Genomic DNA, 24,588 nt, shown 5'->3' with positions numbered 1-24,588 from the left:
TATCATCCTCTTCGATTCGATATAAAAATATAAGCAAACACAGGTGCACCAATTAAGGCAGTAATGACTCCTATTGGTAGTTCACGTGGAGTAATAATTGTTCTAGCGATTAAATCAGCAATAACTAAAAATGCCCCCCCATTAAGCATTGATAATGGTAATAGACGAACATGGTTGGGGCCCCATAAAAGCCTTGTTATGTGAGGAATAACTAAACCTACAAAACCGATTGTTCCTGACACAGCAACAGCTGCACCTGTTAATAATGAAGAAGCTGCCAAAATGGTCATTTTTCGTTTTGCCACATTAACCCCTAAAACTTTAGCTGACTCTTCACCAAATGAAAATGCATTTAACTCTCTTCCATTACCGAGTAGTAATACAATGCCTACCATGTAAAAAGGTAGAATAATTTTAATATAATCCCAACCCCTCATCGCTACACTACCTAATAACCAGTTAATGATCTGTCTTAATTCTTCACCCGTAAGTGCAATCATTAAAGAAATAATAGACCCTAAAAATGAGCTAAATATAATCCCAGTTAAAATAATCGTTTCCACAGACATGGATTTCTCAACTGCTCTGGCAAACACTAATACGAGTATGAGGGACAGAAACGCAAAAGAAATACTAAATATAGGTAAAGTAAATTTCCCTATAAAAGGGATATGTATACCAAAAAAAAGCACAATTACTGCTCCAACTGATGCTCCAGAAGATACTCCAAGTGTATAAGGGTCTGCTAATGGGTTTTTTAACAACCCTTGAAATGCAGCCCCTGCAATCGCTAGAGAAGATCCGACAATAAAAGCTAGAATCACTCGGGGTAAGCGAATCGCCATTATAATATTTACTACTGTTGTATCAATCGTCTCTATTGATCCTAAATGAAAAACTCTATAAAAGATCACGTTTAAAATAGTAGAAAAGGGGATCGATAACGTCCCTATCGAAACCCCTAACAAAATTGAAAATATAACAAAACATACAGTAATAATATATGGTAGAGAACGGTTTTTATTGATAAATGTCAGGATAGACAGCTTTTGCAAGTTCTTCTACTCCTTCAATTAAACGTGGACCAGAACGTGTTACTAAATTAGAGTTAATATCAAAAACCAGTTTGTTTTTTACAGCTGGTACTTCTTGCCATGCATCACGCGCTAATACTTGATCAACTGCATTATCGACATAATACCCATATGTAATAACAATAACATCTGGCTTAAGCAATACCGCATCTTCCTCTGTAAATTGTGGCCAACCTTCTTGATCGCCTGCTGCATTTTTTGCTCCAATCGCTTCAAGCATTTCATGCATGAAGGTACCTTTTCCCGTCGTAAATAGATCTGGAGCTTGGGATATTTCTATCCAAACTACCTTTTGATCAGCTTCTTTAATTTCTGCTGACTTCTCTTTAATCAGATTCAATTTTTCTGTCATATCACTTATGATCTTGTCTGCATTTTCTTCTGTTCCAGTGACAACACCAATCATTTTAATAGAGTCATAAACTGCTTTAAATGATGTTGCATTGTTAACAACGACCACGTTTATACCAGCATCTCGTAGTTGTTGAAGACCTTCAGTAGAGCTATGCGCACTTGAGGCATGGGCAAGAACGACGTCTGGGTTTAATGAAATCACCTTTTCAACATTAAATTCTGTTCCACCAACCCTTGCTATATCGGCTACTTCTGGTGGATAATCAGCCCAATCACCTACACCAACCATTTTATCACCTAAACCTAACGCAAAAGCTATTTCTGTATTACTTGGTATTAACGACACTATTGCTTGTGGCTCTTCTTCTATTGTCACGTCATTACCTAATCCATCCGTAATTGTTACTGGAAAGCTAGACTCTGCTTTATCATCAACTTTAGTTTCCTGTTCTACATTTGTAGAAGCTTCATTATTTTTAACCTCTGTTTGACCACAACCTACTAATAAAATGAATGATAAAATAACGATAAAGACAGTAGGGAAGTACTTTTTAATGTTTAACATCTTTTTTCTCCTTCTTTTTTAATATGGCAGTTTTCGTATTCATTGTTGTTTTTCGTATTAGGACAACTAGAGTTACGTGTTGTCTTTTCTTCAATACAACGATGAGAATGATTATAAACCTCTGTTGTTCAGGTAACAACAATGTTAACGAAATCAGCCTAAATAGAAATAAGCCCATCCGAATTGGATGAGCTGTTAGACGGCATCATAAATGTATTGTTACTAAAAAATACACTACTCGACCGTCTCAATACTCAATCCCCGAAGAATTGAAAACGTATATAGTGCTTGGCAGGTCTACTGACTCATGCTTCATCCTACTTTGATCCTTCCCATATGGCTAACAATAAATATGTATAATATTATTATTCCATACAGTGGTAATATCATTTCGTCCACAAATACAGTTGCGGGGGCAGTCCTAGATTCACACTAGAATTCCCTTTTAAGTCTTTATGGAATGTTTTAACATTCCCTTTATTTCCTATGTAGTATAATAGAAAAGACACCTAGCACTATTCATTTTTAGGCTGTTTACGCATTGATTATTGTTATTCATGCAAAGACGTTTAGGATAAAACTAATTGCCATAAATCCATTTCTAGCATATTTACTAACAATAGTAACACCATATACGAAATGAGCCCTTTTAAAAATTCTTTTTCATAATACCCGATTATTAATATATTGACAAGAATAATTTGACTGCTTATCAAATACTTAACATGGCACAATCGTGCATTTTATTATTGTGGTATAAAGAATGAAAATGTAGTTCCTTCATCAATTTTACTATGAACGAAGATATTTCCATTGTGCGCCTCTATCAAATTCTTAGCAATTGCTAAGCCCAGTCCAGTACCTGAACGTCCACGCGTTCGAGCTTTATCTGCTTTATAGAAGCGTTCAAAGACAAATGGTAAGTCCTCCTCAGGAATTCCTGAACCAGAGTCTTTGACGTCAATTTTCAAACCATCTTTTATAGAATCAACTTTTACAACAACAGTTCCCTGTTCATCAGTATAACGTATTGCATTATCAATCAGATTAGTTAATACTTGTTCAATCCTATCAGGATCAAACATAATTGTTTTATGTACTACGTTAATTTGCACGTCCAAGGTAATTAACTTATCCTGTGCCAACCCATGAAATTTGCGAATTATTCTTTGAATGTAAGGTTGAATATCTATCTCTTCTAAATGCAAATTTAAGTGACCAGCTTCCATTCTAGCTAAATCCAATAGCTCATTCACTAGCCTACCCATACGTAAAGATTCATCATATATTACTTTTGCGATATCTTTCTTTTCTTGATCGCTACTAGCAATATCATCAATGATCGCTTCACTATATCCTTGTAACATAGAAATTGGTGTTCTTAATTCATGGGACACATTCGCAATAAAATCTTCTCGTAGCTTGTCTAACCTTCGTTCTTCAGTCATATCTCGAAGTACTGCGACAGCTCCTCTGACAAATTTATTATCATATAACGGGCTCATAACGATAACCCAATTCCTACCTTGTAATGTGATTTCTATCGTCTGTTCTTTCTCAAAAGAAACAACTTGTTTAAACAATTCTCGAACCTCTGATGGTAGCTCTTCTGTTGGCTTCTCTAAATTGCCTTGTTCGTAATACCATGCTTGCAAAAATTGCTCAGAAGGTGGGTTTGAAACTAAGATCGAGCCATCTTTATTAAAAGTAATTACACCATCAACCATACTGCTTAAAATACTAGATAACTGCTCTTTTTCTTGACTTAACGCGTTCATATTATACTTTAATTGTCGCTCCATTTGATTAAAAGCAGTAGCTAAATCACCAATTTCATCATTTGTCAAAATCGGTACCTTCGTATCAAATTTCCCCTTTGCCACTTCGAACGCTGCTTCTCTCATTTTAAGCAGTGGAGAAGTTATTCTAGTTGACAAGAAAAAAGCAAATATGGTCGTTAATACAATTGCGACTCCCGCAGCTAAAAGTATTAGTTTAGTTGTTTGATGTGATGTCTCTTCAACAGCCCTTAATGACTGATATATAATTACTGCGCCATTTTCTTCGTTAGAAACTTTTAAAGGTGCAGCAACTAAAAACAATTGGCTGTTTTTATCAACTGGAGCTGTGATTTCATGTAAGTATTTCTTTTCGCTTATTACTTCCCTGTTCGTAAACACCCTGGCTAGTTGTTTATCATTAAAGATCGATGATATTGGTAGGTTTTCTAGTACATTACTATCAGGTGAATACCAATAATTATCTTTATCATATACAATAATGACTTTCGTCATCTCATCAATTAATTCCCATGAAATATTCCGTGCTAATTGTTTATCATCATATTCTTCCATGATCGAGGCTATTTTGGTCGCTGTTTTTGTTAAATCATTCTTTGCCTCATTGACATGATAATTTTCAAAAAACTGGAGTAAAAGGACGGTTAGAATTGATAATACGAATGAAACTAATAGCAAAATAGTAAACCATAATTTCCCTACTACACTTCGCCAAAGTTTCATTCATTGGTTACCTCAAACTTGTAACCCACACCCCAAACAGTTACGATCATTTTTGCTGCTTCTTCAGAAACACGATTCAGTTTTTCACGTAGACGTTTTACGTGTGTATCAACAGTACGTAAGTCACCAAAAAACTCATAGTGCCAAACTTCTTTTAATAATTGCTCTCTATCAAACACTTTATCAGGAGCCTTGGCAAGAAAATAAAGAAGCTCATACTCCTTAGGTGTAAGACTGACCTCTTTCCCATCCGCAGATACACGATGTGCATCATTATCAATTGATAAATGAGGGAATACAATTACATCTTTTGTAGTTGTTTCAGTTTGTAAATAAGAAGTCGGTGAAGACCTTCTTAACAATGCTTTGACTCTAAGTACAACCTCTCTCGGGCTAAATGGTTTAACGATATAATCATCTGTCCCAACTTCAAACCCTTGGACACGATTCACTTCTTCACCTTTTGCAGTTAGCATAATTGTAGGTGTCGCCTTTTTTTCTCTAAGCTCTCTACATACTTCAATGCCATCCTTACCAGGCATCATTAAATCTAAAAGAATGAGGTCATAGTCATTTTCAAGAGCTTTAAGTAAACCATCATTACCGTTGTCTGCTTCTTCAATTACGTAATCTTCACGCTCCAAATACATCCTTAATAGTCGTCGAATTCGTTCTTCATCATCAACAACTAATATCTTAATTTCTCTTTCCATATGTCTCGTCCTCCTCAGACAATGTTAATAGTTGAAATTGTTAACGTATAGGTTTATGCGTATCTGTCTTTATGATTATGCGTATGAATGTAATCCTGCAATGACTAGGTTAACAGCAACTAGATTAAACATAATAATGGCAAAACCAATTACCGCTAACCATGCTGATTTTTCACCGTGCCATCCTTTAGAAAGTCTTAAATGTAAAAAGGCTGCATAAAAGAGCCAAGTAATAAGCGCCCATACCTCTTTTGGATCCCATCCCCAAAAACGATTCCATGCTATTTGCGCCCAAATCATCGCAAAGATTAGCCCGCCTAATGTGAATATTGGAAACCCAATCGTTACTGCACGGTAACCTATCTCATCCACTAGATCTAAATTAACATTTTTCACAATAGGCTGCAATGCAGCTCCAATTCTTTTCCTGAGTATTAACCTCAGCATGCCGTATATAATTAATCCTGTAATTAATGATAATAGTAAAGTATTTAATTTTTGTGCATCGATAACGGCAGGCATACTTATTAGTGGCTCAAAGCGTCCAGCTGTAAGAAGCTCCCCTTGATATGGTCCAACTAAAGCTGGAAGTTGATAAGTAACTTCAAGTGGCTGTTCACTCTTGTCAACATATGAGAATGTCGCTTCATAATCTAAAACCTTAAACCCACTAGTAATGGTAATAAAACCTATTGTGCTTACTAAACTATACAATATTAATTCAAGCCAAAACGTCCGTTTACTTTTCTTCGATTGATCTACTGATCTAACTAAATAAATTAACCCAGCAGCAAAACTTACTGCAAGAATTGCTTGACCTGCTGATACAGTAATAACATGTATGTATAACCAGTCACTTTGTAACGCAGGTATTAAAGGAGAAATGTCAGTTGGAAACATACTAGCATATGCAATAACTAGCATAGCTATTGGGAGTGTAAACAAACCGAGTACACTAGTTTTATAAATAATATATATAAAAATGAATGCACCGACTAACATCATTCCAAAAAACGTAGTAAATTCAAATAAGTTACTGACTGGCGCATGTCCAGCTACAATCCACCTCAAAATAAAATAGCCAAGCTGTGACACAAACCCTAAGATCGTAATAATAATCCCAATTTGTGCCCAAAGGTTTTTTTTATTATCACTGCGTTTGTTGCCTATCGTCCCTCCAAAAAAAACTGTTGCAATTAAATATAGTAAAAAAGCAATATATAGTAAATTACTACTTAATTCTGCCATATTAATCCCCCTTTGCCTGCTTCTTACGATCTTCAACTTGATCAACTGGCATCACGAGCTGAGTACCCTCGATAATTGATGTAATGTCCTTTTTCAAACTAAACCAATTTTTATTCGTATGTCCTGCAATATAAATCAAATCCCCTTCACGCTTGAACCAAATCCGACGATGATTCCAGTACATCCCTTGGATAACACCGATCATAAATATTGCTCCACCTATGGCTATAATAGCTAATGAAAAATCACGCCTTACAGTTAACCCTGAGACATTCACCGTTTCAATTCCTGAAAAAGCCATCTTATATTGATTATCCCCATTAGGCTCAATATTTTGCCTTATCGCAACAAAGCTTCTTTCACCTTCTGGAGTATCAGGTGTATACATTTCAAATACAAAAGCAGGATTATTAGGTATTTTTAATTTTGTATCAGGTTCACCATTACTATTTAAATAGTAATCAGGAAAGTATTTCAATAACTTTACTTGATAACCTTCACCTAAATCATACTCTTCCTGGGGGTTGTGAAGGTCTATCGTTAATTCACCCAGGCTTACATCCTCATTTTCTTTTTCTATTAATTTAAAGGACATTTCACGAAATTCATTTAATTTAAAGTCTGCCTGGTATAACGCATAATGGTCATATTTTAAAGGTTCGTTCACACGGATAGCAAAATCCTTGATTTTTTTTAGCTCCGGTTCCGCACCTGGAATAAAATCACCGACACGCTCATATAACGTAACATCAGTTTGATAGTTTTTTGCTAACACCCCATCGCCAATTTTCGCTAACGCATCTTCAAAAACATCTTTTTCAGAGTCTTTTTCATAGACATCTAACTTAAAGCCATGACTTTGTAAATAATATTTTCCATTCGTACCTGGGATTTCATTAGTCTCTCCATCACGCATCCATAATGACTTATCAATATACACCCCTGGTACCGATCGAACGAGTACACCTATTAAAAAAATGATGAGTCCAACATGATTTACATAAGGCCCCCACCGTGAGAACCTGCCCTTTTCAGCAAGAATATTACCATTTTCTTCACGGACATTATACCTTTTCTTTAATAGCTTCTCTCTCACGGTAGCTAACGAATTTTCACTACCTTTTAGTTGAGATTCACTATAAAGCCTTTGTCTTTTTAAAAAACTATGATGTCTTGAAATACCTTGTTTTTTTAATGCACGATATAATGGAATCACTCGATCTAAACTACAAATAACGAGAGAAATACCGATACTCCCTATTAAGATTAAATACCACCATGAGCCGTATAACTCATGAAAGCCTAATTCGTAATATAATTTTCCTGTCACCCCATACTGAGATTCATAGTATGCTGCTGGATCAGCCTTAGCTGTATTCGGTATATACATTAATTGCGGATAAATCGTTCCAAATGCTGAAGCTATTAAAGTAATAACTATTAACCAAACACCAACTTTTACAGAAGAAAAGAAATTCCATATTTTATCAATTACCGTTTTGTTATATGTTTGTGAACGCCTTGCGCTACCATCATAGCGCATATCAACTTGCTTTTGCTCTTCATTATTAACATTATCAATCTGCCTTCCACAGGACTCACATAAAACCGTTCCATGCGGATTTACGTGTCCACATTCACACTTAACGTTTTCCATTTCTCTAACTCCCTATGGCATGATGCTTTCCATGTATTGTTTAACATCACTTTCACTCATGGTTTTGTTTACAATATCAACAACTTTTCCATCTTTGTCTATTAAAAAAGTTGTTGGCAAATTCCCAACGTCATATGCATTCATCACTTGGCTGTCTTCATCAATAACAACTGGAAATGTTAATCCGTGTTTGTCGACGAATTTCTTCACGCTAAATTCAGACTCATCAATATCAACTGCAATGATTTCTACGCCTTTATCTTTAAAATATTGATATTGATTATTCATGTAGGGCATTTCAAGTTCACACGGTTTACACCATGTCCCCCAAAAATTCAAAAATACCCCTTGGCCTTTGTAATCGGACAATCGATGTGTGTTGCCTTCCAAATCTGTTAACACAAAGTCTGGCGCTTGATCTCCCTTTGCAACCGCTTCCTTTGTCATAAATATATTTGAGTATAGGGCATATCCGAGGGCCGCCAACAATACAACTAAAATGACGGTTCGCATAATTAACCGTTGCTGTTTTTTCATGATCCCAATCCCCCTCCTAGGGACGATATAAAATCCCCCTGTATCTTGCTCATTCACTTGCCTAGTATAATCCACTCCACATTATATCACTAAATAAGTTTTTCACAGTGTTTACATTTTGAATGTTGTGTGACAGATTCATAAACTTAATAAATATTTTTTTTATTACCAGTCTTCGCTACCGAGCGTAGCTGTTTTACCTCATGAGGAGAAAGCTCACGTGCATCCCCCGTATTTAACCCTTTCAAGTCTAAAAAGGCATATTTTTCACGTTTTAACTTCATTACATCATGACCGATCGCCGTTAGCATTCTCCGAACTTGTCTATTTCGACCTTCCCTAATAATAATTTGCACGATTGAAGTATTTTTCTTCTTATCAATTGACTTAACTTTCACTTTTGCCGGTAAAGTTACTCCGTCATCTAGACGAATCCCCTTCTCAAGCTTTTTCACATTTTCACGAGTAGGAATACCCTTTATTTTTGCAACATACTCTTTCTCGATCTCGTATTTAGGATGCATTAATATATTTGCAAAGTCACCATCATTTGTTAGCAACAATAACCCTGATGTATCATAATCCAAGCGTCCAATTGGATATATACGTTGTTTTAGATGAGGAAAAAAGTCTGTGACAACTTTTCTTTGTTTTTCATCTGATACACTGGAAATAACACCTCTTGGTTTATATAGTAAATAATAAACAGGTTCTTCACGCTCAATCGGAATCCCATTCACTTCAACTTTATCATGTGAGCTAACTTTCGTTCCAAGCTCCTTAACTGTGCTATTATTTACACGTACTTTTCCATCTAAAATTAATTGCTCTGCTTTTCGCCTAGAAGCAACTCCTGCTTGTGCAATTACTTTTTGTAGTCGTTCCATATTAAAATTCACCTCGATAACATCTTACTTGTTTGAACATCTTTTCACAAGTTTTCAGAATAAAAAAAATAAGGCGCTACTCTATTGAGATGCGCCTTAATTAGCAAAAATGATTGTTACAACGATGATTGCCGCGATGATGCCACATAAATCAGCAAGCAGACCAACCTTTAATGCATCGCCCATTTTCTTAATTCCTACTGCTCCAAAATATACTGTGAGCACGTATAGAGTTGTATCGGTACTTCCTTGTAACGTCGAAGCTAATCTTCCAATAAAAGAGTCTGGTCCATACGTGCCAATTAAGTCTGTGGTCATTCCTAATGCTGCAGTTCCAGAAATCGGCCTCATTATTGCGAGGGGAATAATTTCAGCTGGTACACCTATCCCTTCTAATAATGGCCTCATCATCCCTATAAAATAATCCAACGCTCCTGATGCCCGAAAAATCGATATTGATACAAGCATCCCTACTAAAAATGGAATGATTGAAAATGCAATTTTGATCCCTTCCTTACCACCTTCAACAAAAACTTCATACGTTGGGACTTTTTTTACCGTAGCAACTATTAATATAAAACAAATAAGAAAAGGGATGAACCATAAAGATACTAATGTAAGTGTGGCCATATCATTTCCCACCCCTTCTTAACCTTCTATAATAAAAATAGCGGTCAATTAAAATTGCACAAATAGTTGAAAAGAAGGTGGCAATTAAGGTTGTCCCGACAATTTCAGTTGGTTTTGAAGATTCATAAGTGATTCGTATAGCAATAATGGTAGTTGGAATTAGCGTAAGGCTAGATGTATTAATTGCTAAAAAAGTTATCATTGAACGGCTAGCTACATCTTTATCACCGTTTAGCTTTTTTAACTGTTCCATTGCTTTTATCCCCATCGGGGTGGCGGCATTGCCTAGACCAAACATATTTGCCATCATATTTGATAATATGTAACCCATAGCGGGGTGATCAGCAGGCACTTCAGGAAAAAGCCTACTTACAAGTGGTTTGAATATTTTCCCCAGTTTGTCTAACATCCCTGCTTCTTGGGCAATTTTCATTAACCCTAACCAGAACACGAGAATGCTAATTAGTCCAATACAAATCGTCACCGCTTCTCTAGCACCTTTAAATATTGCTTCATTGACCTGTTCAATCGTTCCATTTAGCAATGAAAAAAGGATGCCAACGACTGTCATTAGAACCCAAATAATATTAACCATCTGAGTTTACTCCAATAATCATAGCAAACACTTGTGAAAATATTGGCCACCATGACTTTTTCGATTTTCTATTCCCATGATCATAAAAAACAGGAATTTCTTCGATCGTATCATCACTAAGGCTAATGACTACTTTACCTATAATCGTTGGAACGTCTTTATTTTTTTTCCAAGATTTTTGAGGCTTTATAAGCTGAACAGCAACATTTACTTCATTTTCTTCTTCTTTATTTAAAGGATAAAGAACATCTCTTTCCACAAATATTTTATTTTTATAAAACTCATCCTTTACCATTTCCAAATTATCCTGACCAAATATATTAATAAGATTATATTGGTCGAATCCCGTTTCAAACATACTAATATGGTCGTTCCAGTCATTCGAGTTTGAATCTAAAGTAACTGCTATAAGTTCTAAGCCATTCTTTTCAGCTGTCGTCACTAAAGTACGATTGGCTCTTTTTGTATATCCGGTTTTACCACCAGTTGTATAAGAATACATTCCGGTCACTAGCTTATGCTTGTTCTTCCATGCTTTACTTTTATATGTTGGATGGTAGAGCTTAGTCTCGAACAGTTCACGAAATGCTGTATTTTCCATTGCATATTTTGTTAATAATGCCATATCATACGCAGTTGAATAGTGATTTTCGTGATCGTCCAAGCCATGAGGGTTCGAGAACTCACTGTTTGTCATACCAATCATTGCAGCTTTTTCATTCATTAAGAAATTAAAGCCTTCCACACTACCACCAACATGTTCGGCTATTGCGACGGCTGCATCGTTTCCAGAACGAAGCATTAAGCCGTATACTAAATCTTTTAATGTTATCTGATCACCTAGCTCGAGATGTATGGACGACCCCTCAGTGTATATTGCTCTTTCACTAATATCCACTATGTCCTCAAGTTTTCCAGACTCAATAGCAATTATAGCAGTCATTATCTTTGTTATACTTGCTATTCTCATCTTTGTATGCTCATTTTTCCCATATAAGATTCTACCTGTTTCTTGTTCAATAAGAATAGCACTTTTGGCACTTACGTTATTATTCGCAACTGCAGCTTGTTGATTAACTGATAATAATAAAACAATGATTAATAGAAATGTCATACATTTTCTCATGCATACCATTAAATCCCCGTCCCTTTTTCCCGAGATTTTTCTATGAGAGGATAAAAAAAAGCCGATCCTCGTATTGAACCCGGACTAATACAAGTGTATGCAAGACAGGCTTCTATATGATTAAAAATTCGGAAAAACGCTAGTGACTCAATCCATCAATAAACGCTTAGTAATAGGTTCGAAGATGTTTTACTTTGTAATTTTTAGCTACTTACAATTAATACGGATCCCACCGTAAGGTTCTCGCATGTTCAAAACGTTCATCAATATCATGCCAATTCACTACTTTCCACCAATTATCCACATAAGTCCCACGGTCATTATGATATTGCAAATAATAAGCGTGTTCCCAAACATCTAAGACCATAATTGGTATCGTATCCCATTGAGTAAATAACTGATGTTTTTCAGTTTGTAGAATCGCTAACCTTCTCGAACGAGGTGACCATACAACGATAGCCCACCCTACACCTTCCACAGCTTTGGCTGCCGCTGTGAAATTCTGAACAAATTGTTCAAGACTACCAAAATCTAAAATAAGCTGTTTTAATAACGACCCTCGAGGACTTCCGCTACTATTCGGTGTCATATTATTCCAAAATATCGTGTGTAAATAATGTCCAGATCCATGAAAAGCCGCTTCCCTCTCCCAATGTAAAATAAGAGAGTAATCATTTGACTCCCTTGCCTTAAGAAGCATTTTTTCTGCTTTATTAAGTCCATCTACATAGCTTTGGTGATGCTTATCATGGTGTAAACGCATAATTTCTTCGGAAATATAAGGCTCTAAGGAATTATAGTCATATGGCAACGGTGGAAGCTTATGCTCTCCGATAGGAACACGATCATTAAACGATTGCCTACTATATTCACTTTGCGGTATGTTTGCTACTTCGCGATGTAAGACCAGCACTTGATCATGTATCTGTGTTGCTTCCTCTTTTAAAATTATTCTATCTCTATTTAGATTTTCTTGGACCTCTGAGATTACATTTTGAATCCTTTCTTGTAGACTAACATTATGAACATTACTCTTATTTAAATGGGCTAAAACATCCTTTCCCCATTGTGTAACATCACTCATATATCTTCTATAGTTATTAGTATCGTTCACACATTCACCCCTTCCTACTCCAACATATCGTATTCAAAAATAGGCTTAATGTGAAAAGTTAAATATAAAAAAGAGGTGGCAATTGCCACCTCAAGCTTATTTTGATTGAATTATTTTTGTATGATAATCAGTTTCATAATATTCTAGTTCTTCTCGAATCGTTTGAAAACCTTTTTCCAAAGATGCTAACAGTTCTTTAATAGAAGATGGGGGAACTTCTCGAAATCTAATTGAGTTATTCCCTGTGTAAGCTGAACGACTATCTTCATACCATAAATCTTTTTTAGGTGAAAAGAACTCTTCAATACATTGATGATATATTTTATAAAGTGTTTTCTCAGCCGCAGCTTTTCGAAATGGAACATTTGATAATACAATTCTACAAGCTTCAAGCCCTTCTTCACAATACACAACTAATCTTCTAATTTCTGATAAAATATCTTCAAAATAAACTTGATTTTCCGGAGTTTCTTTAAGTAGTGTATGAATAGTTATGCCATTCAAATACGTTGATAATGTGTTGACTGTTTTACTTAAAAATTCTTCAACTTCTACTGTTTGTGTTTGTACGATACTGTTCCCCATCATAGCCCTCCAAATTATTATTAGTATATTTCTTAACTAAACAATAACGTTGAATCGACCTTATATCCTTCATTATATTCAATCGACTGAAATATTTCTGGAAGTTTTTCAAATTGTACATCCTTAAAATATTCTACAAATTCATTAATATTATTTATATATACGCGTTTACGTGAAAGATATTGTGGTTTTTTTAGTAAACAAATTAATCCTACAATATCTTTGAAATGGATGTCTTTTTCTCCTATTGTAAAAACAGGATCACTGTTGTAAGGTGTAAATTCACTCAAGCGTTCATCAAAATAACGGATATATAGCAAATGAAATGTTCTTTCTTCACCATCTTCAACAAATGTTACCTCAGATCGATTAAAAAAGTCTTCTGAGGTGTTTGGTTTCTCCTTTTCAAGCTCATAACCAATACAATTTTTTATTAGCATACAGCCCACCGTCCCATTTGTGCAATCGTCAACATCTTGTAAAAAAATAGTTATTTTACTTCCATCTTAACATACAAAAAAAAGAGTGTATATTATGACACTTGAATTTATGACTAACTTATTTACTCAATTTCTTGAAATTTTTCAAAAAACAAATCGGCTTCTTCTTGAACGGATTCCTCTTGAACTTGCTCTGGTAATGGCGGGAGCTCTTCAAGAGTTCTTAAACCAAAATACTCAAGAAACTCTTTTGTTGTGCCATAAAGAATAGCTCTCCCAGTGCCTTCAACACGACCTACTTCCTTAATTAACGCTTTTGCCATTAATGTTTGTAGTGGTCTTTCTGTTTTCACACCACGAATTTCCTCTACCTCTGTTCTTGTAATCGGCTGACGGTAAGCTACAATGGCTAATGTTTCTAATGCAGCTTGTGAAAGAGATGTTGAGGCAGGAGACTCTACTAACCTTTTTATGAAGGCTGCATGTTCTTTCTTTGTCGTCAGTTGGTATGTATTTGCAACTTCTGAAACAAGCAATCCGCGTTTGTTATTTTTATATTCTTCCTGTAATTCAATAATAATGTCATGAGCAATATTTTCGTCAATTTCAAGAACTAGCGCTATTTGCTTTAACGACAGTCCATCATCACCGGCGACAAATAACAGCCCTTCTACTACAGCTTTCCACTCGACAATGTTCATTGCCAAATCACCTTACCTTACTAGCTAAAAAAATTTCATCAAAGTTCTTTTCTTGTTCAATATTAATCGCATTTTCTCTCATCAATTCTAAAATGGCTAAAAAAGTAACAACGATGTGCCCTTTATCTTCATAGGGAAATAAATCAAAAAAACTTTTTCTCCCTTTAATTGACGATAACTCTTCTATAATTTCTTCCATTCTCTTTTCAATTGGAATTTCTTGACGAGTTATTTTCGTATGGAGTGGCTTTTGGAGCTTTTTCCTACGTAATAGCTTTTGAAATGCTGCGAGCATATCGTATAAGTTCACATCAAGTGGCTGGCTTTTTACCTTAGTATCTTTTACAAATTCATTTACATCACTTGGTGCTTTAGTAAAGACTTTGCTACGTTCAGCTTCTAATTCCTTTAAGTCTGTCGCAGCTTCCTTATATTTCCTATATTCAATTAAGCGATTGATTAACTCCTCTCGAGGATCTTCGGTAATATCGATATCAACATCCTCATCGAACAATTCCTCTTCATGTTTAGGAAGCAGCATCTTACTCTTGATTGCCAATAGAGTAGCAGCCATAACTAAATACTCACTAGCCACATCTAGCTGTAACTCTTGCATTGTATGAATATAGAACATATATTGTTCTGTGATTTTTGCTACTGGTATATCATAAATATCTATTTCTAATCGATTAATCAAATGCAATAAAAGATCAAGCGGTCCTTCAAAAGCATCAATTTTCACATTATATTGCACTTTCATCCCACCAACATATCATACTTCATTCAGTATTTATATAGCTTAACACTAACGTATAGTATAGAACAAACTAAAATTTTATCCAATACTCTTTTATACAGTGCTTTTGCTACATTCTATGATACACTATTAACAAAAAAATGGTGAGATACTTTTATAAATAGGGAGTGATAAATTCTTGTATCCAAAAGCTTATATAGAATATTTAGTGTATTTCCATGGGGATCGTGATTATTTTGAATGCCATGAAGTTCTCGAAGAGTATTGGAAACAAACAGACAATGATATAGTTTGGGTTGGGTTCATTCAAATTGCTGTCGGATTATATCATCATCGAAGAGGTAATTTCAAAGGTGCTCAAAAAATGATAGCAAACGCTATTGCTATCTTAGAAGCTCACAAAGATACTGTCGAAAAGCTAGGTATAAACCAAAAAACACTACTGACAACTTTACAGACGCAACTGAATGCTATTATAGCTAATGAGCCTTATATAAGTATTAATTTACCAATTCAAGATGAATCATTGTTAACTACATGTAAAAATGCATGTAATGAAAAAGACTTGACATGGAAAAAAAACAGCGATTTAACTAATAATTTCCTTATTAATAAACATACTTTACGTGATCGTACCGAAGTTATTAAAGAAAGAGCTAATCAATTAGCCAAAAGAAAGAAAAAGAAATAGAGGCTCTTTTTGAATAATAAATAAATGCATATGTGTTAAAGCTTTTACTTCAAAAACAGCCTATATAAAAAAAGAAAGCACTATATTAGTGCGTTTCTTTAAATTAGGCTGTTTTCTCACTTTATGCATTGAATTAAGTTTCATAGCCAACATAACAATTTGTATTAACAAAGGTTGTTTTAGCACTGATTGTTGTTTTTTGTAATAAGAGCTAAACACGAAAATCATTAACACTCGGGGTATCTTTTCTTTTATCAAACGATGACTTTTGCGTAAAACGACAAGTTTACGAATAGAGCCTTTCAAAGAGACAACAAAGGTTGTATGGCTGTATTTAATGATCGATATTACATTTTTCTATAAATGAAGCAGTTTCAGAGGTAGGCTGCAATTGATCATTTGGAAATAGTTTTGCTAAATCTTCAACCATTCTTTTCCCAAGCCCTTGATAGCGATGGGATGGATTAACACTAATATGCTGCACAACTATTCCTTTTTCTGGAGATTGAATCACACCGATCAATCCTATAATATCTTCTTCCTTCCAAAGGAATAATTGTTTATCCTTATCTTCTTCATATTGTTTAATGGTTTGCTGCAACTTTTTTAAGTCTTTTTCATTTGGCATAAATGAAAGAAGTCCCATTGCAATTTTTTCATAATTCTTTTTGTATCGAATTAACATATAATATCCCTCATTATTATTGAACACTCACTTAAAGAAGGAGTTCAAAACTTTTGGAAATTAGGCTGTCAAATAACCTCGTAGACCCTTATTTCAGCCTCATGAACATTACAAACATACAAGTCACTATTACTCTAGGCTATATATACCAGTTTTTCACAGTCCTTTTTCCTAATTTGAACACTTCTTAATAAAGTAAAGTTCGATTGTAATTATGAATCTTTTCTTTTTATAAGAGAGTAAATATACATTCTAACAAACCATTATATACATTTTGTATAGGTTTTTAAACCTATTCGTCAAAGTTTTTAACAATTTCTCGAGATAAATTTGCAGATTCAATAGCAGACAATGCTGCTTCCCACCCTTTATTACCAGCTTTTGTTCCGGCTCTTTCGATTGCTTGTTCAATATTTTCTGTCGTAATCACACCAAATATAATCGGTAAACCTGTCGAAATTCCTGCAGCCGAAATTCCTTTTGCTACTTCATTACAAACATAATCATAATGAGTGGTCGCTCCCCTTATGACAGCCCCTAAAGTAATGACTGCATCATATTTATTCGTTTCAGCCATTTTTCTTGCGAATAAAGGAATTTCAAAGGCACCTGGCACCCACGCAACATCTATTTGTTCTTCATTTACGCCGTGACGCTTTAGTCCATCAAGTGCCCCACCAAGAAGTTTACTTGTAATAAATTCATTAAACCTCGCAACGACAATACCTATTTTTAAGTTAGTTCCTATCAAATTCCCTTCATAAATCATAGAACATACCTCCCGTGTATTTATAATAATGTAGTTTTTTTGATTATTTTTTCTTATTTATACAGGTGGAAAAATATTATTTAATTTCAAAACTCTCATTTTTTTATGGTAACAACATTTACTTAATGGTCTTTCGTTACATATTTAGTAGATGTCCTAGCTTGTTATTTTTAGTCTTTAAATAAGCCTCGTTTTGCTTTTTAGTAGGCATTTGGATAGGGATACGTTCAATTACTTCCAAATCATACCCTTCCAAACCCGCAATTTTCCGTGGATTATTTGTAAGTAATTTCATTTTACGTACTCCTAAATCCTTTAAAATTTGTGCACCAATTCCATACTCTCTTAGGTCCGGGGCAAAACCTAACTCTTCATTCGCCTCCACAGTATCATACCCTGCCTCTTGAAGCTTGTAGGCTCGAAGCTTATTAAGTAAACCGATGCCTCTTCCTTCTTGACGCATGTATAATAAAACGCCATTACCTTCTTTTTCTATTTGTGTTAGTGCTGCATGTAATTGTGGACCACAATCGCAACGGAATGAGCCAAAAACATCACCTGTTAAACATTCGGAATGCACTCTAACGAGAGTCGGTTGATCTGGAGAAATATTACCTTTCACTAATGCAATATGGTCTTTGCTATCGATTTCATTGGTGTATCCAATTGTTTTAAATTCACCAAATTCAGTTGGTAGTAGAACCTCTACCTCTCTATTAACTAACTTTTCTTTTTGATTACGATATTTAATTAAATCTTTAATTGTTATCATCTTTAAATTGAACTGATCAGCAACAATAGCTAGGTCAGGTACTCGCGCCATTGAGCCATCTTCCTTCATTATTTCACATATAACCGCTGCCGGGGCAGCCCCAGCTAAGTTAGCTAAATCTACAGCTGCTTCAGTATGCCCCGCCCTCCTAAGCACACCGCCCTTTTTAGCGATAAGAGGGAAGATATGCCCAGGTCTTTTGAAATCACTCGCTATAGAATGTTCATTTAAAAGCTGCTTAATTGTTTCCGCTCTTTCATATGCACTTATCCCTGTTGTTGATGTCTTATAATCTACACTAATAGTAAAAGCTGTCCCATGTGGATCTGTATTATTTAATACCATTGGATTTAATTGAAGCTTATTAGCTATTTCTTCTGATATTGGTGAACATACTAGCCCACGTCCATGTTTTATCATAAAATTGATTGTATCAGGGGTTACTCTTTCAGCTAAAGCAACAAAATCTCCTTCATTTTCACGGTCTTCGTCGTCACAAACTATGATTATTTTTCCATCAGCTAAATCTTTTATCGCATCTTCAATAGTATGGAACATGTTTACACACCCTTCTTGAAATTGTTATTCCTTGGTCTAGGCTGTGATCTTTGCCATTATCTCTAAATTTTCATGGTGGCAGCCCAAGGGCTTTATCTAAATGTATATATAAACGTTAGCAGTAGTAACAGAGAGTGTATTGGTGAACTCGTTCAAGTGAACTTGAATATCGGTGAAATAGCTAGAGGCTCTTCACCACCTAATTGAAAGATCTCACCTATAGAGATGAAGGTCAAAAACCCTTAAAACAAACTTAGCTAACATTTTATAGAAATCCATTTTCAACTAACATAGATTTTGTTATCTTACTATGGCTATCTTTCAAGCTAATTTGCGACCCTTGTAAAAGGAAATGTTCAATATATTTACCAATGATGTCGCATTCCAAATTGACGATATCACCGACATCTTTTGAACCTATAATCGTTTCAGCTAATGTATGCGGAATAATTGATATAGTAAAAGACTTATCGGCAACGTCAAATATCGTTAAGCTTGTCCCATCCACTGCTACAGACCCTTTGTGTAATACATATTTAGCCAATTTCTCATCTATCGCAATTACGTAATAGATTGCATTGCCCTTTCGAGTCTTACTAATGATTTCGCCTACTCCATCAACATGCCCTGATACAAAGTGTCCTCCAAACCTTCCATCCGCTAACATGGCTCGTTCTAAATTAACTGAAGATCCATTTTTCAACAATTTTAATGAAGTAGCTTTTATAGTTTCTGGCATAACGTCTACTGCAAAACCAAATTCATTAAATGAAGTAACGGTTAAACATACCCCATTCACCGCTACACTATCTCCTAACTGGATATCAGATAATATTTTTCTAGCACCAATCTGTAGTTCAATTGCATCAATTGAATGGGTTAATCGATTTACTTTTCCAACTTCCTCAACAATACCAGTAAACAAAGTCATCACCACTTTCTATTTATTTTTTGGAATAGCAATCAGTTTAATATCTTCTCCCAGCTGCTCAATTGACTTGATTTGTAGTTTCGGTACATCGTACAAACGATCAAAACCTTCTCCATTAAAAGAGGTAGGTGCACACTCTCCCCCAATAAGCTTCGGAGCAATATATGTAATATATTGCTGAACAACATCAGCTTTTAAAAAGCTCGTGTTTATTTTCCCTCCGCCTTCAACGAAAAGGCTTGTTATCCCTTCACCTCCTAATACTCGTAATAAATCCTTTATATTAATACGTTTATCCCTCATTTTAATAATTCGAACATTTTTTTGAGAAGTATAACAAGCTATCTCGTCATCAGCGCAGTCCTCTCCTACAACAATCCATGTTGGTGCTAAACCATCAGTAATCACTTTTGAGTCGAGAGGTGTTCGTAAATTTGTATCTAATATAATACGTATAGGATTCTTCGTTTCATACGGAAGCCTTGCCGTTAATGAAGGATTATCAGCAACTACCGTGTTCACCCCAACTAGAATTGCATCATATCGATGACGATATTTGTGTACATCTTGACGTGCTACCTCTCCAGTAATCCACTTGCTCTCGCCTGATTGTGTAGCAATTTTCCCATCCATGCTAATAGCAGTTTTTAACGTCACAAAAGGGGTGTTGTTTTTAATATAACGAAAGAATACCTTATTTAATTTCTCAGCTTCATCCTGCAGGACTCCAACATCAACTTTTAAACCAGCTTCTTCTAACTTTCTTATACCTCTACCTGCTACACTCGGATTTGGGTCTTCACAAGCAATTACTACACGGTTAACACCGCTACTAATCAATAAATCTACACACGGTGGTGTTTGACCAAAATGGCTGCATGGTTCTAAGGTCACATAAATCGTTCCGTCTTTTGCTTTATTACCTGCCATGTTTATAGCATGTACTTCTGCATGTGCTTCACCAGCCTTCAAATGTGCCCCAAGACCAACAATTTGTCCTCTATTAACTACAACAGCCCCCACTACTGGGTTCGGGCTTGTTTGGCCAATGGTACTTCTAGCCATGTCTAGCGCAACTCTCATATAATCATGGTCATTCAAAATGGGATACCTCCAACAATGTAGGTTACAAGAAAATCTTAAGGGGTAAGGGAAAATAGATGGGGAATTAAACCGAATATAGTCATAATTCGAAATATTATGAACGTAACTCCGTAGCAAATAAGCCATACGTTTTCATAGCCCATAATATATGTTTAACAAACAGACCCTAGGTATAATTACCTAGGGTCAGAGTTATCGATATATTTTGTGAGTTTATCCATTGTTCTAAAACAGGACAAAATCAGCATATGATTACAGCAAATCATATACTTCACGCCATATCCTTCTCCCATCCAGACTATACTGTCGGCTCTGGTTTTTCACCAGATCAGCCATATATAACCAATTATATATACAGCTCACGGGCTTAGAAACAACAATTGCTTCATCACCGCCGGTTGGGAATTTCACCCGACCCCGAAGGATTATCTTATTCAATTTTATAGTTTTAAATATTATAACACACATTTTCTAGTATTGCATATTGAAACGTGCTTAAGCTATAAATAACCAGTAGATCAATCCCCAAATCATGCTCATTATTAGTATGATAATAAACACAATCCATTTGTTACGTTTCATCAATTACTCCGCATCAAAAACTTCTACAGTTTTCATTACATCCCCATTTTTCATATTTAGAACTGTATCTAAGCCACTTGTAACTTGACCAAATACTGTATGAACGCCATCTAAATGAGGTTGAGCTTCGTGAACGATAAAGAATTGACTTCCTCCTGTATCTCTTCCAGCATGAGCCATTGAAAATGCACCTGGCACATGTTTGTGAGGATTACCTTCAGTTTCACATTTAATCGTATAACCCGGACCACCTGTTCCAGTTCCTTGCGGACAACCACCTTGTGAAACAAATCCTGGGATTACACGATGGAATGTAAGACCATTATAAAAGCCTTCATTAGCCAATTTTTCAAAATTTTCAACTGTATTAGGAGCTTCATTAGGATAAAGCTCAAATTCAATCTTTTCTCCGCTATTCATTAATATGTAACCTTTTTTACTCATAATCAAAGCACTCCTTCAAATGTAAAATCATTATCTATCTTATCACATTCAGCAAATGAAAAACAAAGGCTGTTTTCGTATTGATTGTTGTTTTTCGTACTAAGCAATAAACACGTACAAAACTAAAATTCGTGGCATCTTTTCTTGTGTACAATAATGACTAACAATATAAAACCATTTTTAGGTTGCTAATTTGATCGCATTAGCAACAAAGGACATCTAGAAATAGTTTCAAATAATTGTTATGGGATTATAGAAGATAAGGTGTCACGATCTCACTAAGCGTTTGGAATATTACTTATGATGAGCAACAATCAACCGTTGAGAAAACAAGCTAGGAAAAAAAGATCAACTTTCTTATTGTTCTATAGTTTTCGTGAAAACAAATTAATAAATCTATAAAGAATGTTAATTGTTGTAGACTCATACCTATACACTGCCATTTAAGATACATATATTAAACCGAGACAAATATCTATACTAAGAGAAAGGATCGAGACATATGTACTTTAATACTTTTCACCCACATTATAGGTACCAACCTAGTGGAGGTCAATTGTCCTATCCCCCTATGGATACAACTCGATACCAATGGCCACCTGGCATTGGTCAAATATTAGATGATTGGATTACTGGTGGTGGTATGCCGGGTGGCGGTATGCCGGGCGGCGGTATGCCGGGCGGTGGTATGCCGGGCGGTGGTATGCCTGGTGGCGGTATGCCGGGCGGCGGTATGCCGGGTGGCGGTATGCCGGGCGGTGGTATGCCTGGTAGTGGTATGCCGGGCGGTGGTATGCCTGGTAGTGGTATGCCGGGCGGCGGTATGCCGGGCGGTGGTATGCCGGGTGGCGGTATGCCGGGTGGCGGTATGCCGGGTGGCGGTATGCCGGGCGGCGGTATGCCTGGTGGCGGTATGCCGGGCGGTGGTATGCCGGGTGGCGGTATGCCGGGCGGCGGTATGCCTGGTGGCGGTATGCCGGGCGGTGGTATGCCGGGTGGCGGTATGCCGGGTAGTGGTTGGAGATATGCGTAGACGCTCTAATCCCATAGTAATACCTTACCTACAGATAAATAAATCATATTAACTCCATAATAAAGGAGGTATGGCAAAAAGTTATTTGCCATACCTCCTTTTGTTGTTATTTATTTACCCTCATTTTCATCGGAATATCTAATTTAACCATATCTTCATAGCTTTCCCTTTTAATAACTAATTGTGCTTCACCATTCTCTACAAAAACAACCGCCGGGCGAGGTAGACGATTGTAATTATTCGCCATCGAATACCCGTATGCACCTGTACAAAAAACTGCTAAATAATCTTCGTTTTGAATAGTTGGAAGATCAATATCCCAAATGAGCATATCTCCACTTTCACAACATTTTCCAGAAATAGATACGACCTCTTCATTTTCAGCTAATATTCTATTAGCTATAGCTGCTTCATATTTTGCTTGATATAATGCCGGACGAAGGTTATCACTCATCCCACCATCAATTGCTACATAATTACGAACATTTGGCACAGTTTTTTGAGAGCCAATAGAGTAAATTGTTGTCCCAGCATCACCAACTAGAGATCTACCTGGTTCGATCCATATTTCTGGTACAGACATATTAAACTGCAAAGCCAATTTTTTAACTTCTTTAACAATTTCTTTTACATATTGATCAGCCGGAATAGGATCATCTTCGTCTGTGTACCTAATTCCAAAGCCACCGCCTAAATTTAACACTTGAGCAGTATAATTATACTCGTTATACCAATCATGTAATTTTTGAAATAACTTCTTAGCTGCTAGTAAAAAGCCAGTCGTTTCAAAAATTTGTGAACCTATATGACAATGCACACCTAACATCGTAAGCATATCTGATTGTGTTACCTGTTTTAGTGCCTCATCTGCTTGGCCGCTTAGTAAATCAAAGCCAAATTTTGAATCCTCTTGCCCAGTTAAGATATAATCATGTGTATGTGCTTCAATTCCTGGTGTTACTCGCAAAAGAACGTTTATTTTCGTTGATTTGGCTAGACAAATTTCCTGTAACATCGTTAATTCATGAAAATTATCGATGACAATACACCCTATGTTATGTTGTACTGCCATTTCAAGCTCATGTAAGCTTTTATTATTTCCATGAAAATGAATACGATCAACAGGAAATCCTGCTTGAAGAGCTGTATATAATTCTCCACCTGAAACAACATCTAATGATAACCCTTCTTCTTCTGCTAACTGTATCATAGCTATCGAAGAAAATGCTTTACTGGCGTATGCAACTTGACCTTCGACTTCTAAAGTTGTGAATGTATCTTTAAATGCTGATGCTCTTTTGCGTATTAAATCAACATCATAAATATACAGGGGGGTACCATACTGCTTAGCCAATTCAATTGAATCGACTCCACCAATTTCTAGATGCCCCTCATTATTAACTCGACTAGTACCGTGAAAAAACATTGCACTCCCTCATTTTCTCTACTTCATTCTAAAAATAATTAAAACTACATTATCACAAGTTCCACTAG

Annotated in this window: 25 protein-coding genes and 2 riboswitches; of the genes, 1 reads left to right on the top strand and 24 read right to left on the bottom strand. The window is 35.8% G+C overall.

Features of this window, described 5'->3' with window-relative positions; all coding sequences use genetic code 11:
- Positions 1 to 2 precede the first annotated feature (2 nt).
- From V1503_RS16890 to V1503_RS16815, 16 genes are all read right to left on the bottom strand, one after another.
- A complete protein-coding gene (locus V1503_RS16890) occupies positions 3 to 1,055 on the bottom strand; it encodes a FecCD family ABC transporter permease (protein WP_410628386.1) in 1,053 nt (350 codons plus the stop codon).
- On the bottom strand, positions 1,021 to 2,004 hold the full coding sequence (locus tag V1503_RS16885) for an ABC transporter substrate-binding protein (RefSeq protein WP_410629459.1): 984 nt from the start codon (positions 2,002 to 2,004) through the stop codon (positions 1,021 to 1,023). The genes V1503_RS16890 and V1503_RS16885 overlap by 35 nt, the downstream gene beginning before the upstream one ends.
- Before the next feature lie 282 nt (positions 2,005 to 2,286).
- A riboswitch (cobalamin riboswitch) is annotated at positions 2,287 to 2,540 on the bottom strand.
- Positions 2,541 to 2,759: 219 nt separating this feature from the next.
- On the bottom strand, positions 2,760 to 4,535 hold the full coding sequence (locus V1503_RS16880) for an ATP-binding protein (RefSeq protein WP_214480096.1): 1,776 nt from the start codon (positions 4,533 to 4,535) through the stop codon (positions 2,760 to 2,762).
- Positions 4,532 to 5,248, bottom strand: coding sequence for a response regulator (locus V1503_RS16875; RefSeq protein WP_214480097.1), 717 nt, complete (start codon positions 5,246 to 5,248; stop codon positions 4,532 to 4,534). Before V1503_RS16875 ends, V1503_RS16880 begins: the two co-directional genes overlap by 4 nt.
- Positions 5,249 to 5,323: 75 nt before the next feature.
- The gene (gene ccsB / locus V1503_RS16870; RefSeq protein ID WP_410628383.1) at positions 5,324 to 6,496 is read right to left on the bottom strand and encodes a c-type cytochrome biogenesis protein CcsB; all 1,173 of its coding nucleotides are present in this window, start codon (positions 6,494 to 6,496) and stop codon (positions 5,324 to 5,326) included.
- 1 nt (position 6,497) lies between these two features.
- Positions 6,498 to 8,153, bottom strand: coding sequence for a cytochrome c biogenesis protein ResB (gene resB, locus V1503_RS16865; RefSeq protein WP_410628381.1), 1,656 nt, complete (start codon positions 8,151 to 8,153; stop codon positions 6,498 to 6,500).
- Between the two features lie 12 nt (positions 8,154 to 8,165).
- Positions 8,166 to 8,690, bottom strand: a complete 525-nt coding sequence (gene resA, locus V1503_RS16860; RefSeq protein ID WP_214480100.1) for a thiol-disulfide oxidoreductase ResA — start codon at positions 8,688 to 8,690, stop codon at positions 8,166 to 8,168.
- A gap of 146 nt (positions 8,691 to 8,836) precedes the next feature.
- Positions 8,837 to 9,577, bottom strand: a complete 741-nt coding sequence (locus V1503_RS16855) for a pseudouridine synthase (protein ID WP_214480101.1) — start codon at positions 9,575 to 9,577, stop codon at positions 8,837 to 8,839.
- A 96-nt stretch (positions 9,578 to 9,673) separates the two neighbouring features.
- Positions 9,674 to 10,207, bottom strand: coding sequence for a spore maturation protein (locus tag V1503_RS16850; protein ID WP_410628378.1), 534 nt, complete (start codon positions 10,205 to 10,207; stop codon positions 9,674 to 9,676).
- Between the two features lies 1 nt (position 10,208).
- Entirely contained in the window at positions 10,209 to 10,802 is a 594-nt protein-coding gene (locus V1503_RS16845; protein WP_410628376.1) for a nucleoside recognition domain-containing protein, read from the bottom strand.
- Complete coding sequence (locus V1503_RS16840) at positions 10,795 to 11,916, bottom strand: D-alanyl-D-alanine carboxypeptidase family protein (protein WP_410628373.1); 1,122 nt, start codon at positions 11,914 to 11,916, stop codon at positions 10,795 to 10,797. The genes V1503_RS16845 and V1503_RS16840 overlap by 8 nt, the downstream gene beginning before the upstream one ends.
- Positions 11,917 to 12,145: 229 nt before the next feature.
- Entirely contained in the window at positions 12,146 to 13,042 is an 897-nt protein-coding gene (locus V1503_RS16835) for a superoxide dismutase (RefSeq protein ID WP_410628371.1), read from the bottom strand.
- A gap of 96 nt (positions 13,043 to 13,138) precedes the next feature.
- Positions 13,139 to 13,627: a YpuI family protein gene (locus V1503_RS16830; RefSeq protein ID WP_214480105.1), complete on the bottom strand. Its 489-nt coding sequence runs from the start codon at positions 13,625 to 13,627 to the stop codon at positions 13,139 to 13,141.
- Between the two features lie 32 nt (positions 13,628 to 13,659).
- Positions 13,660 to 14,067 (bottom strand): hypothetical protein, encoded by a 408-nt coding sequence (locus V1503_RS16825; protein WP_214480106.1) that lies wholly within the window; start codon positions 14,065 to 14,067, stop codon positions 13,660 to 13,662.
- Between the two features lie 122 nt (positions 14,068 to 14,189).
- Complete coding sequence (gene scpB / locus V1503_RS16820) at positions 14,190 to 14,768, bottom strand: SMC-Scp complex subunit ScpB (protein WP_214480107.1); 579 nt, start codon at positions 14,766 to 14,768, stop codon at positions 14,190 to 14,192.
- A 7-nt stretch (positions 14,769 to 14,775) separates the two neighbouring features.
- Positions 14,776 to 15,522, bottom strand: a complete 747-nt coding sequence (locus V1503_RS16815; RefSeq protein ID WP_496113371.1) for a segregation/condensation protein A — start codon at positions 15,520 to 15,522, stop codon at positions 14,776 to 14,778.
- A gap of 181 nt (positions 15,523 to 15,703) precedes the next feature.
- Between V1503_RS16815 and V1503_RS16810 the strand changes: the two genes are divergently transcribed.
- A complete protein-coding gene (locus V1503_RS16810) occupies positions 15,704 to 16,216 on the top strand; it encodes a DUF309 domain-containing protein (RefSeq protein WP_410628367.1) in 513 nt (170 codons plus the stop codon).
- A gap of 334 nt (positions 16,217 to 16,550) precedes the next feature.
- Here V1503_RS16810 and V1503_RS16805 read toward each other — a convergent pair whose 3' ends face one another.
- The 8 genes from V1503_RS16805 to lysA form a co-directional block, all read right to left on the bottom strand.
- Positions 16,551 to 16,901: a GNAT family N-acetyltransferase gene (locus V1503_RS16805; protein WP_214480110.1), complete on the bottom strand. Its 351-nt coding sequence runs from the start codon at positions 16,899 to 16,901 to the stop codon at positions 16,551 to 16,553.
- A gap of 292 nt (positions 16,902 to 17,193) precedes the next feature.
- Positions 17,194 to 17,670 (bottom strand): 6,7-dimethyl-8-ribityllumazine synthase, encoded by a 477-nt coding sequence (gene ribH, locus V1503_RS16800; protein WP_214480111.1) that lies wholly within the window; start codon positions 17,668 to 17,670, stop codon positions 17,194 to 17,196.
- Positions 17,671 to 17,806: 136 nt separating this feature from the next.
- On the bottom strand, positions 17,807 to 19,000 hold the full coding sequence (locus V1503_RS16795) for a bifunctional 3,4-dihydroxy-2-butanone-4-phosphate synthase/GTP cyclohydrolase II (RefSeq protein WP_410628364.1): 1,194 nt from the start codon (positions 18,998 to 19,000) through the stop codon (positions 17,807 to 17,809).
- A gap of 265 nt (positions 19,001 to 19,265) precedes the next feature.
- The gene (gene ribE, locus V1503_RS16790) at positions 19,266 to 19,925 is read right to left on the bottom strand and encodes a riboflavin synthase (RefSeq protein ID WP_410628362.1); all 660 of its coding nucleotides are present in this window, start codon (positions 19,923 to 19,925) and stop codon (positions 19,266 to 19,268) included.
- A 15-nt stretch (positions 19,926 to 19,940) separates the two neighbouring features.
- On the bottom strand, positions 19,941 to 21,032 hold the full coding sequence (gene ribD, locus V1503_RS16785; RefSeq protein ID WP_320256950.1) for a bifunctional diaminohydroxyphosphoribosylaminopyrimidine deaminase/5-amino-6-(5-phosphoribosylamino)uracil reductase RibD: 1,092 nt from the start codon (positions 21,030 to 21,032) through the stop codon (positions 19,941 to 19,943).
- Between the two features lie 280 nt (positions 21,033 to 21,312).
- A riboswitch (FMN riboswitch) is annotated at positions 21,313 to 21,464 on the bottom strand.
- Positions 21,465 to 21,620: 156 nt separating this feature from the next.
- Positions 21,621 to 22,061 carry a peptidylprolyl isomerase gene (locus V1503_RS16780; protein ID WP_410628360.1) on the bottom strand — a complete coding sequence of 147 codons (441 nt, stop codon included), beginning with the start codon at positions 22,059 to 22,061 and terminating at the stop codon, positions 21,621 to 21,623.
- A 616-nt stretch (positions 22,062 to 22,677) separates the two neighbouring features.
- Complete coding sequence (locus V1503_RS16775) at positions 22,678 to 23,109, bottom strand: histone H1-like repetitive region-containing protein (protein WP_410628358.1); 432 nt, start codon at positions 23,107 to 23,109, stop codon at positions 22,678 to 22,680.
- 91 nt (positions 23,110 to 23,200) lie between these two features.
- Positions 23,201 to 24,520, bottom strand: coding sequence for a diaminopimelate decarboxylase (gene lysA / locus V1503_RS16770; protein WP_410628356.1), 1,320 nt, complete (start codon positions 24,518 to 24,520; stop codon positions 23,201 to 23,203).
- Between the last annotated feature and the right edge of the window lie 68 nt (positions 24,521 to 24,588).

Source organism: Nanhaiella sioensis (assembly GCF_046557775.1).
Taxonomy (GTDB): Bacteria; Bacillota; Bacilli; order Bacillales; family SM2101; genus Nanhaiella; species Nanhaiella sioensis.
This window is presented reverse-complemented; position numbering and strand designations above follow the sequence as displayed.